Origin of the sequence: Sandaracinus amylolyticus (assembly GCF_000737325.1) — a bacterium.
In the GTDB taxonomy this organism is placed as follows: domain Bacteria; phylum Myxococcota_A; class Polyangia; order Polyangiales; family Sandaracinaceae; genus Sandaracinus; species Sandaracinus amylolyticus.
In genome coordinates this window covers 2,475,780-2,490,636 of record NZ_CP011125.1, presented here as the reverse complement: position 1 = coordinate 2,490,636, position 14,857 = coordinate 2,475,780, and the positions used below count along the sequence as shown (strand labels likewise).

14 protein-coding genes are annotated in these 14,857 nt (G+C 71.8%); 7 read left to right on the top strand and 7 right to left on the bottom strand.

Features of this window, described 5'->3' with window-relative positions:
* The first annotated feature begins 19 nt into the window (after positions 1-19).
* The 3 genes from DB32_RS10455 to DB32_RS10445 all read left to right on the top strand — a co-directional run bounded on the left by DB32_RS10455 (position 20) and on the right by DB32_RS10445 (position 3,809).
* Positions 20-1,126 carry a hypothetical protein gene (locus tag DB32_RS10455; protein WP_157068924.1) on the top strand — a complete coding sequence of 369 codons (1,107 nt, stop codon included), beginning with the start codon at positions 20-22 and terminating at the stop codon, positions 1,124-1,126.
* Positions 1,090-1,710 (top strand): hypothetical protein, encoded by a 621-nt coding sequence (locus tag DB32_RS10450; protein ID WP_053232277.1) that lies wholly within the window; start codon positions 1,090-1,092, stop codon positions 1,708-1,710. Before DB32_RS10455 ends, DB32_RS10450 begins: the two co-directional genes overlap by 37 nt.
* Positions 1,711-2,054: 344 nt before the next feature.
* Positions 2,055-3,809: a serine/threonine-protein kinase gene (locus DB32_RS10445; protein ID WP_157068923.1), complete on the top strand. Its 1,755-nt coding sequence runs from the start codon at positions 2,055-2,057 to the stop codon at positions 3,807-3,809.
* Between the two features lie 30 nt (positions 3,810-3,839).
* Here DB32_RS10445 and DB32_RS10440 read toward each other — a convergent pair whose 3' ends face one another.
* The 4 genes from DB32_RS10440 to DB32_RS49920 all read right to left on the bottom strand — a co-directional run bounded on the left by DB32_RS10440 (position 3,840) and on the right by DB32_RS49920 (position 7,891).
* Positions 3,840-4,265 carry a hypothetical protein gene (locus tag DB32_RS10440; RefSeq protein WP_053232275.1) on the bottom strand — a complete coding sequence of 142 codons (426 nt, stop codon included), beginning with the start codon at positions 4,263-4,265 and terminating at the stop codon, positions 3,840-3,842.
* 196 nt (positions 4,266-4,461) lie between these two features.
* Positions 4,462-5,130, bottom strand: coding sequence for an AlkZ-related protein (locus tag DB32_RS10435; protein ID WP_053232274.1), 669 nt, complete (start codon positions 5,128-5,130; stop codon positions 4,462-4,464).
* A gap of 50 nt (positions 5,131-5,180) precedes the next feature.
* Positions 5,181-7,586: a tetratricopeptide repeat protein gene (locus tag DB32_RS10430; RefSeq protein WP_053232273.1), complete on the bottom strand. Its 2,406-nt coding sequence runs from the start codon at positions 7,584-7,586 to the stop codon at positions 5,181-5,183.
* Positions 7,587-7,765: 179 nt separating this feature from the next.
* Positions 7,766-7,891, bottom strand: coding sequence for a hypothetical protein (locus DB32_RS49920; RefSeq protein WP_275935465.1), 126 nt, complete (start codon positions 7,889-7,891; stop codon positions 7,766-7,768).
* A gap of 463 nt (positions 7,892-8,354) precedes the next feature.
* On the opposite strand from DB32_RS49920, the gene hrcA reads away from it, so the two are divergent.
* From hrcA to DB32_RS10410, 4 genes are all read left to right on the top strand, one after another.
* Positions 8,355-9,482 carry a heat-inducible transcriptional repressor HrcA gene (gene hrcA, locus DB32_RS10425; protein ID WP_083457294.1) on the top strand — a complete coding sequence of 376 codons (1,128 nt, stop codon included), beginning with the start codon at positions 8,355-8,357 and terminating at the stop codon, positions 9,480-9,482.
* 122 nt (positions 9,483-9,604) lie between these two features.
* A complete protein-coding gene (locus DB32_RS10420) occupies positions 9,605-10,171 on the top strand; it encodes a nucleotide exchange factor GrpE (protein WP_053232272.1) in 567 nt (188 codons plus the stop codon).
* 55 nt (positions 10,172-10,226) lie between these two features.
* Positions 10,227-12,032 carry a molecular chaperone DnaK gene (gene dnaK, locus DB32_RS10415; RefSeq protein WP_053232271.1) on the top strand — a complete coding sequence of 602 codons (1,806 nt, stop codon included), beginning with the start codon at positions 10,227-10,229 and terminating at the stop codon, positions 12,030-12,032.
* Between the two features lie 4 nt (positions 12,033-12,036).
* Complete coding sequence (locus DB32_RS10410; protein WP_083457292.1) at positions 12,037-13,080, top strand: TraB/GumN family protein; 1,044 nt, start codon at positions 12,037-12,039, stop codon at positions 13,078-13,080.
* Here DB32_RS10410 and DB32_RS10405 read toward each other — a convergent pair whose 3' ends face one another.
* The 3 genes from DB32_RS10405 to DB32_RS10395 all read right to left on the bottom strand — a co-directional run bounded on the left by DB32_RS10405 (position 13,081) and on the right by DB32_RS10395 (position 14,789).
* On the bottom strand, positions 13,081-13,518 hold the full coding sequence (locus DB32_RS10405; protein ID WP_053232269.1) for a DNA-binding transcriptional response regulator: 438 nt from the start codon (positions 13,516-13,518) through the stop codon (positions 13,081-13,083).
* Positions 13,519-13,590: 72 nt separating this feature from the next.
* The gene (locus tag DB32_RS10400; RefSeq protein WP_083458489.1) at positions 13,591-14,463 is read right to left on the bottom strand and encodes a TerC family protein; all 873 of its coding nucleotides are present in this window, start codon (positions 14,461-14,463) and stop codon (positions 13,591-13,593) included.
* A 35-nt stretch (positions 14,464-14,498) separates the two neighbouring features.
* The gene (locus DB32_RS10395; RefSeq protein WP_157068922.1) at positions 14,499-14,789 is read right to left on the bottom strand and encodes a hypothetical protein; all 291 of its coding nucleotides are present in this window, start codon (positions 14,787-14,789) and stop codon (positions 14,499-14,501) included.
* Between the last annotated feature and the right edge of the window lie 68 nt (positions 14,790-14,857).

Here is a 14,857-nt window from a genome sequence, read left to right as displayed (position 1 = left end):
GCCAGCCGCGAGCGCGCGCGTGGGTTGGTGGTTCGCGCCCGCGGGAGAGATGCCGCGGGAAGGACGCGTCGATTGCTTCGACGGCGAGCTCGCGCCGGGCGTGTCGGGGCTGCACGCCGCGCGCACCGTGCTCGACGCGCTCCCGTTCGCGCGTAGCGCGCAGCTGTGTCGGGTCTCGCTCGGCGGACGCATCGTCGAGCGCGGGCCGCTGATCGCCGCGAGCGAGCGCACGATCGAGCGACGCTTCGATCCACGCGCGCTGCTGCGATCGATCGCGATCGAGATCGCCACCGGTGCGCTCGACGGCGAGGTCCTCGAGGATGCGGTGCGCGACGCGCTCCGCGTGATCGTGCACGCGCCGCTGTCGAGCGCGATGTCGGGTGTGATCGACCGCGAGACCGAGCGCGCGTCGGAGCGGATGATCGACGCGGACCAGGCGCTGCGGGACATCAGCTGGCGCATCGAGCGCGGCGTGGAGCGCGCGGAGGTGCTGCGCGATGCGCAGCGCGCGGCTGCACGAGCACGCGCGCACGCCGTCGCGCTCGAGACCCTCGCGATGATCGACCGACGCGGTCCGTCCGAGCTCGAGCCGATGCTGGAGGGCGCGCTGCGCGCGCTCGCATGGCGCATCGCGGCAGACGCGGAGACGATCGACAGCACGACGCTCGATGACGCGCTCGCGCGTGCCCGCGCCGAGTGGAGCGCGATGCTCGACGCACGCGTGCTCGCGATCCTCGACACGACGCGCCCGAGCGAGCCGGAGCTCGAGTCGCCGATCGTGGCGATCGAACCGACACCCGACGAGACCTCACCGCCCGTCGAGCCACCGCCATCCGACGACGCGACGCGCGTCGTGACGCGCCCGCGGTGCGCGACTCGGAAGCGCCCTCCGCGCCGAGCGCGATGCGCGATCGACGGTGGCGACGCGTCGTCGATCCCTCGGGCGAGATCGTCCGCCTGGGCTCGTTCCTCCCGCCGCTCGCGCCGGACGCGACACCGCCCGCGATCGTCGATGCGACGGAGCGCACCACGCGCCACCGCGACGCGCTCCTCGCGTGGAAGCTCGAGATCGCCCGCCATGCCGCCGTGGTGGGCGTCATCACGCGTGTCGCGAAGCTCGAGCTGATCCCGCCCGGCATCTTCGGCGTGCACGATCCGACGTTCGCGATCGTGGTCGCGATCGCGCGATGGGATCTCCACGCGCCCATCGTGCAGCACCTCGCGGACATCGATGCACCGGGCGGAATGCCCACCGAGATCGTGATGCTCGGTCGCATGTCGCCCTCGGAGGCGATCGATCACGGCGAGATCCTCGTCACGGCGGGGATCACCGAGCTGCTCGTCGACTGGCGGCGTGGCCTCCTCGAAGGCGCGATCGAGCGAGCATGGAGAGGCGAGGTCCTCTACGCATGGCGCCGTCAGGTCGGCGCCGTCGATCCGGCGACGGGCTTCGTCACGTTCACGCCGATGCGCGTCCGCTGTACCGAATGCGACGGCACCTACCTCGTTCCGCAAGGCACGCACCTCGACGGAGCGTCGTGTGGATGCGGGCGCACGGGCTCGCTCGTCGCGTACCAGACCGATCCCGCGCCGCGCGCCGCGGTGCCGCGCGAGATCGAGTGCCCGTACTGCTCGTGGCGCTTCCTCCAGTCCGCGCCGACACCCGACGACGTCTGTCCGCACTGCCATCGATTGGTGCGCGCCGAGTGATGCGTGCGCGAAGCGCGACGACGGCGTGCCCGTGCTCTTCGCGATCACGGCGTCCGGCGAGATCTCCGAGCTGATCCCCGCGGGTCCCGGAGACGTGCCCTTCGGCCTCTCGCGCTCCCCGCCAACGGCGTCTTCGGCGACGACGCGTTCGGCACGACCACGCTCGACCTCACGAGCCACGCGAACGAGTCGCTCCAAAGCCCCTGCCCTGATCGGCAGGTCGCAGCCAAGATCGCGGCGCCGGCCGACGTAGACTCCGTCGTGATGCGCTCGCTCGCGCCCCGCGTTCTGCTCTACGCTGCACGCGATCCCGAGCGCGCGGCGCGCGGACGACGGAGGAGCACGTGGCGGGCAGGTTGATCGGTGGACGCTACGAGATCGTTCGCAAGATCGCGGAAGGCGGCATGGGCGCCGTCTACGAGGCGCAGCACCACCTCACGAAGCAGACCGTCGCCCTCAAGATCCTCTTCCCGCACATCGGTCGCGACGAGAACGCACGGCAGCGCTTCCTCCGGGAGGTGAGCGCGCCCGCGCAGATCGGCCACGACGGCATCGTCGAGGTGCACGACGCGGGGTTCGACACGCAGGACGGCTCGCTCTTCGTCGCGATGGAGCTGCTGCGCGGCGAGACGATGCGCGATCGCCTCGCACGCGGCGGGCTCACGCGCGATCAGGTGCTCGACCTCTTCGAGGCGATGCTCGATCCCCTCGCCGCCGCGCACGCGCGCGGGATCGTGCACCGCGACCTCAAGCCCGAGAACGTCTTCCTCCACCGCGAGCGCGACGGGCGCGAGGTGCTCAAGCTCCTCGACTTCGGCATCGCGCGCGACCTCGACGAGAAGTCCCAGTCGGTCACGCAGACCGGCATGGCGATGGGCACGCCGCACTACATGGCGCCCGAGCAGGCGATGAGCGCCCGCAGCGTCAGCTTCCCCGCGGACGTGTGGGCCGTCGGCGCGATGCTCTACGAGGCGCTCTCCGGGAGCCCTCCGTTCGGCGGCGAGACCGCGAGCGCGATCGTCGTGCACGCGGTGAGCAAGCCGCACGAGCCGCTCGCGCACGCCGCGCCCGCGACGCCGCACGCGATCGCGGCGCTCGTCGATCGCTGCCTCGCGAAGGAAGCCGACAAGCGACCGAAGGACGCGCGCGAGCTGCTCGGCGAGCTGCGCGTCGCGCGCGGCAAGAGCGCGGGCATCGCGACCGGCCCGGTCGCCCCCTCGCAGGTGATGCTCCCGGTCGCTCCGCCGCAGAGCTACGGCACGCCCTCGCAGCAGAGCTACGGCGCGACGCCCGCCCCGCAGGTCACGCCGCAGCCCTCGTACGGCGCGCACGTGCCCTCGGCGCCGCATCCGAGCGCGGCTTCGTTCGGCGGCGTGCCGACCCCCGCGCACGTGACGCCTCCGCCCGCCGTCTCGCCAGTGCCGCGCAGCGGGTCGGGCTCGGGGCGCCTCCTCGTGATCGGCGGGCTCGTGATCGGCCTGGGCCTGCTCGCGGTCGCCGGGGTGGTCGCAGTCGGCGCGTACGCGGCGTTCTCGGGCAACGGCGCGGCCTCGCAGGGCACAGGCACGCTGCGCGTCATGACGACGATCCCGGGTCAGCTCGTGATCGACGGCGCGCCGCAGGGCCCGGTGCTCATCGGCGGCCAGGACGTCGTGCTCGCCGCGGGATCGCACGTCGTGGAGGTGCAGATCGCGGGCGCGACGATGGCCTCGCAGCGCGTCGACGTGAGCGCCGGGCAGGTGCAGCAGATCGAGCTCGTGCGCGGCGTGGTCGCGGGCTCGAGCGGCAGCGCCGGAGGCGCGGGTGTCCACGGCGGCACCCTCGGCCCGGGCGATCAGACGCTGAGCACCGGCGAGTACATGGACTTCTACGAGATGTCGTTCAGCGCCGGGCAGCACGTGCACGTCGAGCTCGCGTCGCCGAGCTTCGACACGTACTTGATCCTGCGCTTCCCGTCGGGTCGCCAGCGCGACAACGACGACGCGACGGGCACGAACTCGATGCTCGATCAGACGCTCGACGAGACCGGCGTGTATCGCGTGATCGTGACGAGCTTCAGCGCCGGCGAGACCGGCCCGTACACGCTCACGATCCGCTGACGCGCGGCCTCGTTCGTCGCGCGCGCGCGCTCAGACGGGCAGCTTCTTCAGCAGCTCGCGCGCCTGATCGGTGCCCGCGGCGAAGAACGCGGCGACCGGCGCGGCGACGTAGCAGAAGATGATGTCGAACATCTGCGTGTGGTACTCGAGCCAGCTCCAGCCCTCGGGCGCGCCGACGATCACCTTCGCGAAGAGCACCGCCGCGAGCGTCGACGCCGCCGCGATCCCGCCCGCGACCATCGAGCGCCCACCGCCGAGCTTCATCGAGCCCACGCCCGACGCCGCGCCGATCAGGAACGCGACGTACGAGTACTCGCCGACGAAGCGCCCGATGATGCCGTAGAGCAGCCCGACCGCGAATGCGCCCGCGACCGCACCGATCGCCGCCTTCGGAAGGCTCACGTTGCCCTCGCCCGCATCCGCCGTCGTGAAGCCGCCCATGTTCAGGTTCGCCATGACTCCCTCTCTCCTCGTGGAGCGCCGCGCGTCGGCGCGTCGCTGCGTCCCCTCGGTGCAACGAACGTCGCACCGCCGAGGCCGCGCGCTCCATCGCGCAACCACTTGGAATCATGAATGAATTAGCGAACCGATGCGGCGCGGAAACCGCACCGTACGCGCGCAACTCTTGCGCGAACGCGCAGCGTCGGCGTGCTCACCCGCGCACGGTCGCGAGGATCTTCGCGTGGTGCTTCGCGAACGCCGAGCCGTGCGGCAGGAACGCCGCGATGGTGCGCGATGCTTCCATCGGATCCATCGCGCCCGCCTCGTCCCACAGATCCTCGAACAGCGTGCGCGTCGCGCCGATCGCGAGCGAAGGGAACGCGCCTTCGTCGATCTCGCCGAACCCGACGATCAGCGCGCGCGCGAAGAGCTCGCGCAGCGCGCGCTGGTACGCGCTCTCGAACGCGCGAGCGGTGAGCCCGGACGCGGCGCGCAGCTGCTTCGCGCCGAGCGGCGAGTCCGACTCGAGCGCGGCGAGCACGTCGAGCGCGTCGGGCTCGAGCCCTTCGCGGATGCGCCCGGTCGCGCGCAGCTCGCAGAGCATCGCGGTGAAGAGCGCGCGCGAGAAGAACGTCGCGCGGTTGCGGAACCACTTCGAGTACACGACGCGCCGCGAGCGGGCGAGACGCTCGCGCAGGCGCCACATCCCGACCACGCGCTCGTCGCCGCTCTCGTCCCAGTCCCAGCGCATCCGCTCGCCCGGATAGAAGCGATGCCACAGCGAGGGCGGCTCGGAGCGGTTCTCGATCGGATAGACGAGCAGCACACCCGCGCGATCGATCGCCGCGATCGCCGAGGCCAGCGTCGGCGCGCGAGCCATTCATCGACCTACGTAGGCGCGCTCGAAGGCGGTCGAAGCCCCGCCGGTCCCTACTGCGCGGGGCACGTCGCGACGCGCTCGCGCAGCGCGCTCGCGATCCCACCCTCGGGCGCAGCGCGCAGGTAGCGACGAGCGAGCCCGCAGCGCTCTGCGTTCATCTCTCCGACGAGCGCGAGCCGTCCGTACGCCTCGACGCTCGGCGACGGGGCTTCCATCGCGCGTCGATACCGCGCGCTTCCGTCGCGTCGCTGCTGATCCTCGATCGCGCCCATCAGCACCAGCGCGTCGGCGTTCGTCCCGTCGAGATCGAGCGCGCGACGTCCGTAGACGCTCGCGCGCGGGAGCGTCTCGTCCATGAAGGCGAGCCACGCCTCGGCGGTGAGCAGCCGCGCCTCCTCGGCGCGCGTCATCGGCGCCTCGGTCGCGCCCTCGCGGATCTGCTCCGCGAGCTGCTCGACCATCGTCTCGCGTCGCGCACGCGCGAGGGCCAGCGCGCGCCACAGGAACACGTCGCGCCGTTCGGTCGCGCCCGACTCCGGCAGCGCGTCCTGGAACGCCTCGATCGCCTCGAACCAGCGCTCGGCCTGCATGTAGAGGCGCCCCTGCGCGTACGCGAGCGCGAGATCGCGACGCGACGTGCGGCGCGCGCGGCGAAGCGCGGAGAGCCCCTCGGCGCCGGCCATCGTGTCGACGAGCCAGCGCGCGCGCAGCTGCTCGATCTCGAGGCTCGTCACGTTCGCGGCGTCGATGCGCGCGATCGTCGCGCCCGCGGCCTCGAGGTCGCGCTGCTGGAGCTGGATCGAGAGCAGCGCCCGCAGCACCTCGGGCTGCGCGGGCTCGACCTCGATCGACGTCTCGTACGCACGCCGCGCCTCGTCGAGCTGACCGAGCTCCATCGCGGCACGACCACGCTCGGCCTGGAGCGCGGGATCGCGCGGCGCGACCTCGGTCGCGATCCGGAGCGCGTCGAGCGCGGGCTGCCACTCGCTCGACGCGAGGTGCACGCGCGCCTTCGCCGCGAGCAGGAGCGGCTCGCGCGGATGCGCCTCGAGCGCGCGCTGCGCGATCGCGAGACCGCGCGCGCGATCGCCGGCGCCCGTGTGCGCGCTCGCCGCGGTCGCCGCGATCCGCGGGTGCGTCGCGCGCTGCTCGAGCAGCGGATCGACGAGCGCGATCGCCTCCTGCGCCGCGCCGGTGCCCACCAGCATCGATGCGAGCCCGAGGTTCGCTGCGATCCGCTCGGCCGGTGCGCGAGCCGCTTCCTCGTAGAGCGCACGCGCCGGCGCCACCTGTCCGCGCGCGTCCGCGATCCGCGCGCGCAGCAGCGACGTCCGCGGGCCCGCGGGCGCACCGCTCAGCGCGCTCTCCGCCTGATCGATCCGCGCCGACGCGAGGTGCAGCTCGGCCGCGAGCTGCGCGCGGCGTCCTGCATCCGTCGAGATCCCCGGCGAGAGCGCGTCCGCGATCGCCTGCGCCTCGGTGCGCCGACCGAGCGCGAGCCACGCCTCCGCGAGCTGCACTCGGAAGAGCTCGTCGCCCGGCGGCGGCGCGCCCGCGGCCGCTTCGATCGAGCGCGTTGCGGTCTCCGTGTCGCCCGCGTCGATCGCCGACAGCCCGGTGAGCAGCTGTGCCCACGCGCGCTCGGCGGGCGTCGCGCTCGCGTCCTCCGCGATCGGCGCGACCTCGCTGCCCAGCTGATCGCGCTGCTCGCCCGCGTCCCAGCGCACCCGCGCGCGCGCGAGCCGCAGCGGGATCGCATCCCCCTCGATCGCGATCGGCGCGCCGCTGCGCGCCGACACCAGCCCGAGCAGCGCGCGCACCCGCGGCGCGTCCTGGCGATCCATCTCCTGCGACGACGCCTGCGCCGCCGCGAGCGCCTGCTGCACGTTGCCGATCGCCAGCGCGACCAGCGCCCGTGCGTACCCCGCCTCGGCGGCGCGCGGCCCACGCGCGACGAGCGCCGACGCGTGCTGCGCCGCCGCGTTCGCGTCGCCCTGCGCGAGCGCGAGGTAGGTCTGCGCGATCCGGTGATCGGACGCGCCGTCCGCAGCAGGATCGTGCGACGCGAGGAGCTGCTCCGCGGGCGCGCGATGGCCCGTGATGCCCGCGAGCTCGGCCGTCGCGTGGACGCGCGCCGCGAGCGCGACGTCGCCGGCGCCGGTCTCCCCGTCGAGCGCCGCGAGCGCGTCCTCGATCGCGTCCGCGCGCCCGGTGCGCTCCACCTCGAGCCGCGCCTGATCGATCTCGCGCCGATGCAGCAGGTACACCGCGAGCGCGATGAGCGCGAGCGCGCTGACCGTGCTCACCACCGCGATCGAGACGCGTCGCACGCGGCGGCGGCGGATCTCTTCCTTCGTCTCGGGGACCGCGGTGATCTTCGGGATCGACCGCTTCGCTTCCTCGACCGAGAAGAAGTCGGAGCGCTCGCGCTTCTCGCTGTCGCCCTGCTGCGCCAACGGGGCGATGATGCGTCAACCGCTCACACGCTTCCAGAGAAAGGCGAGCGCCTTAAAAGGCGAGAGGGTGGTGGGCTGCCAGACCCGCCACCCTCTCAGCTCATCGGGGAGGGGCCGTCAGTCCGACAGAACCTCCAGCGAGAGCGCGAACACGATCTTCGAGAAACACTGCGTACTATTCACTGGCCTTCTCCCTCCCCGGCAAATGCCGGCGCCTCCGGGCTGCGGCAGCGAATGGCCGCGCTCGCGTCGAGGCGTTCCATGGCGGGGGGGCGCTCGGGCAGGTTCGTCGATGCGCCGATCATCGCGGCTCCTCCGAGCACGGCCCGGAAGAGTCGAGACGAGGCGAGCGCATCCTGCGCTCGAGCCGCGAGCACCCCCTCGTACGTCACGGCAGGAACCCCCGGGAGCCTTTCGGCGCCCGTTTGCCGAAACCGTGAAGTTTCGTCGGGATTTCGCACCATTGCGGGGCTGTGGTGGCCCATCCGCCGTGCTCTGTGGGGTGTCCGCTCCGGAGAATCCGGATCGAACACGGAGGAGGATAGCGGCCTCGCTCGGTGTCAACAAGGCTTCGGCACGCCGCGCCTGCACGAAGGCGCAGGCGGTCACCGGAAAATGGAGTGTTTTCGCGCAAGGCGTTCCGCGCGATCCCGCTGCGATCCGAATTCGGTGCTCGGCCGGCACACGGTCCGTCGATCGACGAGCGCTGCCATCTCGCTTGACACCAGCGCGGCGTACTTCTAGCAATTCCACGGTCGTCAAAAGACGATGCCGTCCGCGCCCTTCCAACCGACCGTGGTCCCGCTGCGAAGGCCCGAGCTGAGCTATCGGGCCCGTCGGATCCTCTACGCGGTCGTGTCCGAGTACATCGCGACCGGAGAGCCCGTCGGCTCGCGTCGGCTCTCGAAGCGCTACGGAATCAACCTCTCGCCCGCGACGATCCGCAACGAGCTCGCGGATCTCGAGGAAGCGGGCTGCCTCGCCCAGCCGCACCACAGCGCGGGCCGCGTCCCGACCGAGGTGGGCTTCCGCGTGTTCATCGACGCGCTCTCGCAGATGCGCGAGGTCGCGGCCGAGGATCGTGCGGCGATCCTCGCGCGCATGCGGCAGCTGCGCCCCGGTGTGGACGACGTGCTGCGCGAGGCGGGACGGCTGCTCGCGTCGCTCACGGGCGCCGCAGCGCTCGTGTCGCGGCCGCGCACCGAGGTCGAGCAGGTCACGCAGATCCGCTTCATGCCGCTCTCGGAGAAGCAGGTGCTGGCGGTGATCGTGACGCGCTCGGGCACGATCCAGAACCGCATCGTCGAGGTCCCGGAGCTGCCCGACTCCGGTGACATGGAGCGGATCCACAACCTGCTCTCGTCGCTGCTGACCGAGCGCACGCTGCGCGAGGTGCGCGAGGAGCTCGCGCGCGCGATGGCCGACGAGCGCGGCGCGTACGATCGTCTCGGGCGGCGCGCCAAGCAGATGCTCGACGCCGCGACGGCGGGCCCGGCGCGCGAAGAGGACGTGATCATCGAAGGGCAAGGCGTGCTCTTCGACCGCCCGGAGTTCGCGGACGCCGAGAAGATCCGCGGCTTCCTGCGCGCGTTCGAGGAGAAGGAGAAGCTCCTCGACCTGCTCGATCGCACCCTCGCGGCGGGCGGCGTGCAGGTGCTGCTCGGGTCCGAGGCGAACATCGTCGACGTGCCGGACGTCGGCGTGATCTCCGCGAACTACCGCGCGGGCGGGGTGCGCGCGGGGAGCCTCGGGATCATCGGCCCGACGCGCATGGACTACGCGAAGCTGATGCCGCTCGTGAGCTTCGCCGCGCAGATCACGACCGACGTGCTGAACGGCGACTCGCTGCGCGACGACGACGACGAGCCCCCGCTCGGCGAAGCATCCGGCGCCTGAAACGGTGAGCACCCTCCGCGCTCTCGAACATGAGGGTGCTTGAGGTGCGGAGGATGGCTGCTTACAGTCGGGGGCCCCATGCCACTCGATCTCGAGCGATCGAGTCGAAGGAGCGCCAGGACGTGAGCGGAGAAGAACGGGACGACACCACGGCCACGCTGATCGACGCCGAGGACGCGCCGAGCGGGACCGAGACGCTGACCGACGCCGATTCCGGCTCGGGCGCCGTCGTGAACGCGCTGCGCGAAGAGCGCGATCGCCTGAAGGAGCAGCTGCTCCGCACCGCCGCGGACTACGACAACTTCCGCAAGCGCACGAAGAAGGAGCTCGAGGACGCGGAGCGCCGCGGGCGCGAGGACGCGGTGCGCGAGATGCTGCCGGTCTTCGACAACCTCGAGCGCGCGGTGCAGGCAGCGGGCGCGGCGAGCGACGTCGCGGCGATCGTCGACGGGATCAAGATGGTCCTCAAGCTCTTCGAGGATCAGTCGCAGCGCATCGGCATCACGCGCGTGCCCACGGTGGGTCAGCGCTTCGACCCGTCGGTGCACGACGCCATCCAGCAGACCGAGACCGACGAGCATCCGCCGGGCACGGTCATCGCGGAGGTGGTCGCCGGGTACAAGCTCGGGGAGCGCTTGGTGCGTCCCGCGATGGTCGTGGTCGCGCGCAAGCCGACCGCGAGCGCCTGATTCGCACGCGCTCGCGCGCGTCACTTGTGTACGATTGGGCTCTCGTTCCGGCGTCATGAGCAAGGTCATCGGCATCGATCTCGGCACGACGAACTCGTGCGTCGCGATCGTCGAGAACGGCGAGCCGATCGTGATCCCGAACGCCGAGGGCTCGCGCACCACGCCGTCCGTCGTCGCGTTCACGCGCGACGGCGAGCGGCGGGTGGGCAGCGTCGCGCGGCGTCAGGCGGTCACGAACCCGGAGAACACCGTGTTCGCGGTGAAGCGCCTGATGGGCCGCCGCTTCGAGAGCTCCGAGGCGAAGCGGCACGCGCAGTCGGTGCCCTATCGCGTCGTGCAGGCGATGAACGGCGACGCGTGGGTCGCGATCGGCGAGCGCGAGATGTCGCCGCCCGAAGTCTCCGCGATGGTGCTCGCGAAGATGAAGGAGACCGCCGAGGCGTACCTCGGCACGAAGGTCGACGGCGCGGTGGTCACGGTGCCCGCGTACTTCGACGACGCGCAGCGCCAGGCGACGCGCGACGCGGGCAAGATCGCGGGCCTCGAGATCAAGCGGATCATCAACGAGCCGACCGCGGCGGCGCTCGCGTACGGGCTCGAGAAGAAGAAGAACGGGCGCATCGCGGTCTACGACCTCGGCGGCGGCACGTTCGACATCTCGATCCTCGAGATCGCCGAGGGCGTGTTCAAGGTGCTCTCGACCAACGGCGACACGCACCTCGGTGGCGAGGACTTCGATCGCGTGCTCGTCGATCACCTCGCGGGCACGTTCGCGAAGGAGAACCGCGGGATCGATCTGCGGAAGGATCGCGTCGCGCTCCAGCGCCTCAAGGAGCAGGCGGAGAAGGCGAAGCACGAGCTCTCCACCGCGCTCGAGACCGAGATCAACCTGCCGTTCATCGCGGCGGACGCGACGGGGCCCAAGCACCTCGTGAGCGCGCTGCGGCGGAGCGAGCTGGAGATCCTGATCGGTGATCTCGTCGAGGGCACGCTCGGGCCCTGCGCGAAGGCGCTCAAGGACGCGGGGATCACGACGAAGGACATCGACGAGGTGATCCTCGTCGGCGGCATGACGCGCATGCCGCTCGTGCAGCGCAAGGTGAGCGAGTTCTTCGGGCGCCCGCCGCACAAGGGCGTGAACCCCGACGAGGTCGTCGCCGTGGGCGCGGCGATCCAGGCCGCGTCGATGGAAGGTCAGATGGAGGAGGTGCTCCTCCTCGACGTCACGCCGCTCTCGCTCGGTGTGGAGGTCGGCGGCGGGATCTTCCACACGCTGATCTCGCGCAACACGACGATCCCGTGCAGCGCGTCGGAGATCTTCACGACGAGCGTCGACAACCAGCCGTTCGTGCCGATCCACGTGCTCCAGGGCGAGCGCCAGATGGCCGCCGACAACAAGTCGCTCGCGAAGTTCGAGCTCGCGCCGATCCCGCCCGCGCCGCGCGGCGTGCCGGAGATCGAGGTGCGCTTCGAGATCGACGCGGACGGTATCGTGCACGTCGGGGCGAAGGACATCCGCAGCGGACGCGAGCAGAAGGTGCGCGTCGTCGCGTCGAGCGGTCTGACGAAGGAACAGATCGAAGGGCTCGTCGGCGACGCGGAGAAGCACAAGCAGAGCGACGCGAAGCGCAAGGAGCTCGCGGAGCTGAAGAACAGCGCGGCCGCGCTGCTCTACACGAGCGAGAAGGCGGTCGTGGAGTGCGCCGAGCTCGTGCCGCCGAGCGTGATCGACGTCGTGAAGAAGGACATCGCGACGCTGAAGGCGACGCTCGAAGAGGGCGACGCGATCGCGATCCGCGAGGCGCTGCAGTCGCTCGAGCTCAGCGCGTACAAGATCGCCGAGTCGATGTACGGAGGCTGAGGCCTTGCGGCATGCGTGCGTGATCGGGATCGTCGTCGCGCTGTGCGCGGCGTGCGGAGGCAGCGCTCCACGACGCGTCGAGAGCGCGGACGTGTCGCGGCAGGAGACGCTCGAGGAGTCGCGGCTCGCGGAGCGCCAGCGCGAGGCGTGGACGCCGCCGGTGTTGCTCTGGGAGGTCGGCGACGAGGCCGAGGCGAGCTACGTGCACGCGGCGTTGCCGTTCGGGACGACGATGCGACACGCGCTGCCGGAGCCGCACGACGGCGCGCTCGATCTCTCGCGCGCGATCGTGACGACGTTCGATCCGCGCGAGGCCGTGGCGCTCGATCACGTGCCCGAGAGCGCGCTGATGGGACGTCGTGATCGGCTCGATCGCATGCTCGGCGCGGAGGCGTGGGCCGCGCTGCGCGCGCAGCTCGGTCCGGCGATCCCCGACGAGTCGCTGCGGCGCATTCCGCCGATGATCCTCGTCGAGCACCTCGTGCGGGTGCGGATGGCGGAGGTCGAGGCGGAGGCCGACGGGCGCAACCCGGTGCCGCATGCGATCTCGACGTCGAGCGTGATCGGCGACGTGCTCGCGTGGGCGCGCATGCAGGGCGCGCCGATCGTGTCGCTCGACACGCACGAGCAGGCGGCGGAGCGGCTCGCTGCGATCCCGCGCGACGTGTCGCTCGAGGGGCTGCACGATGCGCTGACGAACGTCGATGCGTGGCGTGCGCGGTGGAGCGCGCTGCGGAGCGCGTACACGTCGGCCGACGATCGCGCGCTCGCGAGCGCGTGCGAGGCGTCGCTCGGAGAAGGTGCGCTCGCCGAAGCGCGGCGCGCGGAGCGCGCGGCGCGCATCGAGGCATGGGCGACGACGATCGCCGCGCAGCTCGGACAAGGGCGCGCGTTCGTCGCGCTGCCTGCGTGCGACGTGGTCGGTGACGACGGTGCGCTCGCGCGCATCGCGTCGACGGGGACGCGCGTGCGTCGCCTCGGTGCCGCGCCGGGCAGCGCGCCCCCGCGCGACCTCGGGCGATCGCGCGAAGCGGGCGTGCTGCCCTGATCATTCGGCGGCGCGTGCGCGGCGCGCGGACCGCCGCGTGAGGCGCGACGCGCGCAGCACGAGCGCATCGTCGATCGCGCCGACCAGCTCGTCGACCCCGACGGGACGGCGGAGGATCACGTCGTAGGCGCGGCGCGCGACCGGGCCGAGCGCGGCGGGGGATCGGGCGATCGCGACGAACGCCGGGGACTCGTCGCCGTGCGCGGCGCGCACGCGATCGGCGAGCGCGAGCCCTTCGACGTCGACGCCGGCGTGCGCGATGACGATCGCGTCGGGGCGGCGCGAGAGCGCGGCTGCGAGCGCGGCGCTCGCCGCGGTGAAGCCGAGCACTCGCAGGCCGATCTCCTCGAGCACGCGGCGGATCTCGCGCAGGCTCGCGCTGTCGTCGTCGACGAGGACGACGAGCTCCGCGACGTCGTGGTGGTCGTTGTTCATCATGGGGTTCTCCAGGCGCGAAAAAAGAAACGCGCGCCGCGACGAGCGCGACGCGCGCGAGGGGTCGATGCGGAATCAGGCGCGACGAGCGCGGCCGACCACGAAAGGCAGCGCGAGCATCGTCGTCACGATCGCGAGCGACACGAGCGGCGGGATCGACACGACGTCGACGAGCGCCATCTTCGCGCCGACGAACACGAGCACCGCGGAGAGGCCGAGCTTGAGGTGGTGCAGCTTCTCGACCGCGCCCGCGAGCAGGAAGTAGAGGTTCCGCAGGCCGAGGATCGCGAAGACGTTCGACGTGAAGACGATGAAGGGATCGCGGCTCACCGCGACCACGGCGGGGATCGAGTCGAGCGCGAACACCACGTCGGTGAGCTCGACCAGAACGAGCGCGACCAGCAGCGGCGTCGCGACGCGACGACCGTTCTCGATCACGAAGAAGCGCCCGCCGTGCAGCGACGTCGTCGACGGGATCCAGCGACGCACGAAGCGGAACAGTCGTCCGTTCTCGAGCGCCGCTTCTTCGTCGTCCTCGCCGCGATACCAGCCGCGCAGCAGCTTGAGCCCGGTGACGACGAGCACGCCGCCGAACACGTAGATCAGCCAGTGGAAGCGCGAGAGCAGCTCGAGCCCGGCCGCGATCATCGCGCCGCGCATCACGAGCGCGCCGAGGATGCCCCAGAAGAGCACGCGATGTTGGTGCTCGGGGCCGATCCGCAGCGCCCCGAACACCACGAGGAAAACGAAGAGGTTGTCGACCGAGAGCGATTTCTCGATGACGTACGCGGTCGCGAAGTCGAGCGCGGGGCCCGCGCCGAGCGTGGCCCACACCAGGAGATCGAAGCCGATCGCGAGACCGACCCAGATGGCGCTCCAGCGCGCGGCCTCGCGCATCGAGACGGTGCGCGTCGATCGGTGGAGCACGCCGAGATCGAGCGCGAGCATCGCGACGACGAACGCGAAGAACGCGAGCCAGGCGATCAGTGGTAGCGACCGTTCGGACAACGCAGGGCCTCCTTGGAGCGATCGCGACGGGGCGCGCGCGGATGGACGCCGACGCGGCTCTCCGCCTTCGCGACGAGCGCCCAGCCCACGAGGAACGCGAAGATCGCGAGGGCGCGCGCGGGCTGATCGCGCGACATCGTCGTGAGCGCAGCCGCCGAGCCGACCGCCAGGAAATGACCGAGCGCAGCGCCGACCGCCGCGCGCTTCACGCGCGGTGCGCGCCCGTCGAAGCCCCGCGCACGACGGGGCTCACGAGCTCGCGTCATCCCGACCGCGCGGGGCTCCCACCCGTGCCGCGCACGCACCCGTCCGGCGACGGTGCGTGGATTGCTTC

Excerpts from the sequence above, each read along its gene's own strand:
- DB32_RS10405 (WP_053232269.1), bottom strand. The coding sequence starts at position 13,518 with ATGATGAACAACGACCACCACGACGTCGCGGAGCTCGTCGTCCTCGTC.
- DB32_RS10400 (WP_083458489.1), bottom strand. The coding sequence starts at position 14,463 with ATGCTCGCGCTCGATCTCGGCGTGCTCCACCGATCGACGCGCACCGTC.
- DB32_RS10440 (WP_053232275.1), bottom strand. The coding sequence starts at position 4,265 with ATGGCGAACCTGAACATGGGCGGCTTCACGACGGCGGATGCGGGCGAG.
- DB32_RS49920 (WP_275935465.1), bottom strand. The coding sequence starts at position 7,891 with ATGATCGGCGCATCGACGAACCTGCCCGAGCGCCCCCCCGCCATGGAA.
- DB32_RS10435 (WP_053232274.1), bottom strand. The coding sequence starts at position 5,130 with ATGGCTCGCGCGCCGACGCTGGCCTCGGCGATCGCGGCGATCGATCGC.
- hrcA (WP_083457294.1), top strand. The coding sequence starts at position 8,355 with ATGCCGTCCGCGCCCTTCCAACCGACCGTGGTCCCGCTGCGAAGGCCC.
- dnaK (WP_053232271.1), top strand. The coding sequence starts at position 10,227 with ATGAGCAAGGTCATCGGCATCGATCTCGGCACGACGAACTCGTGCGTC.
- DB32_RS10395 (WP_157068922.1), bottom strand. The coding sequence starts at position 14,789 with ATGACGCGAGCTCGTGAGCCCCGTCGTGCGCGGGGCTTCGACGGGCGC.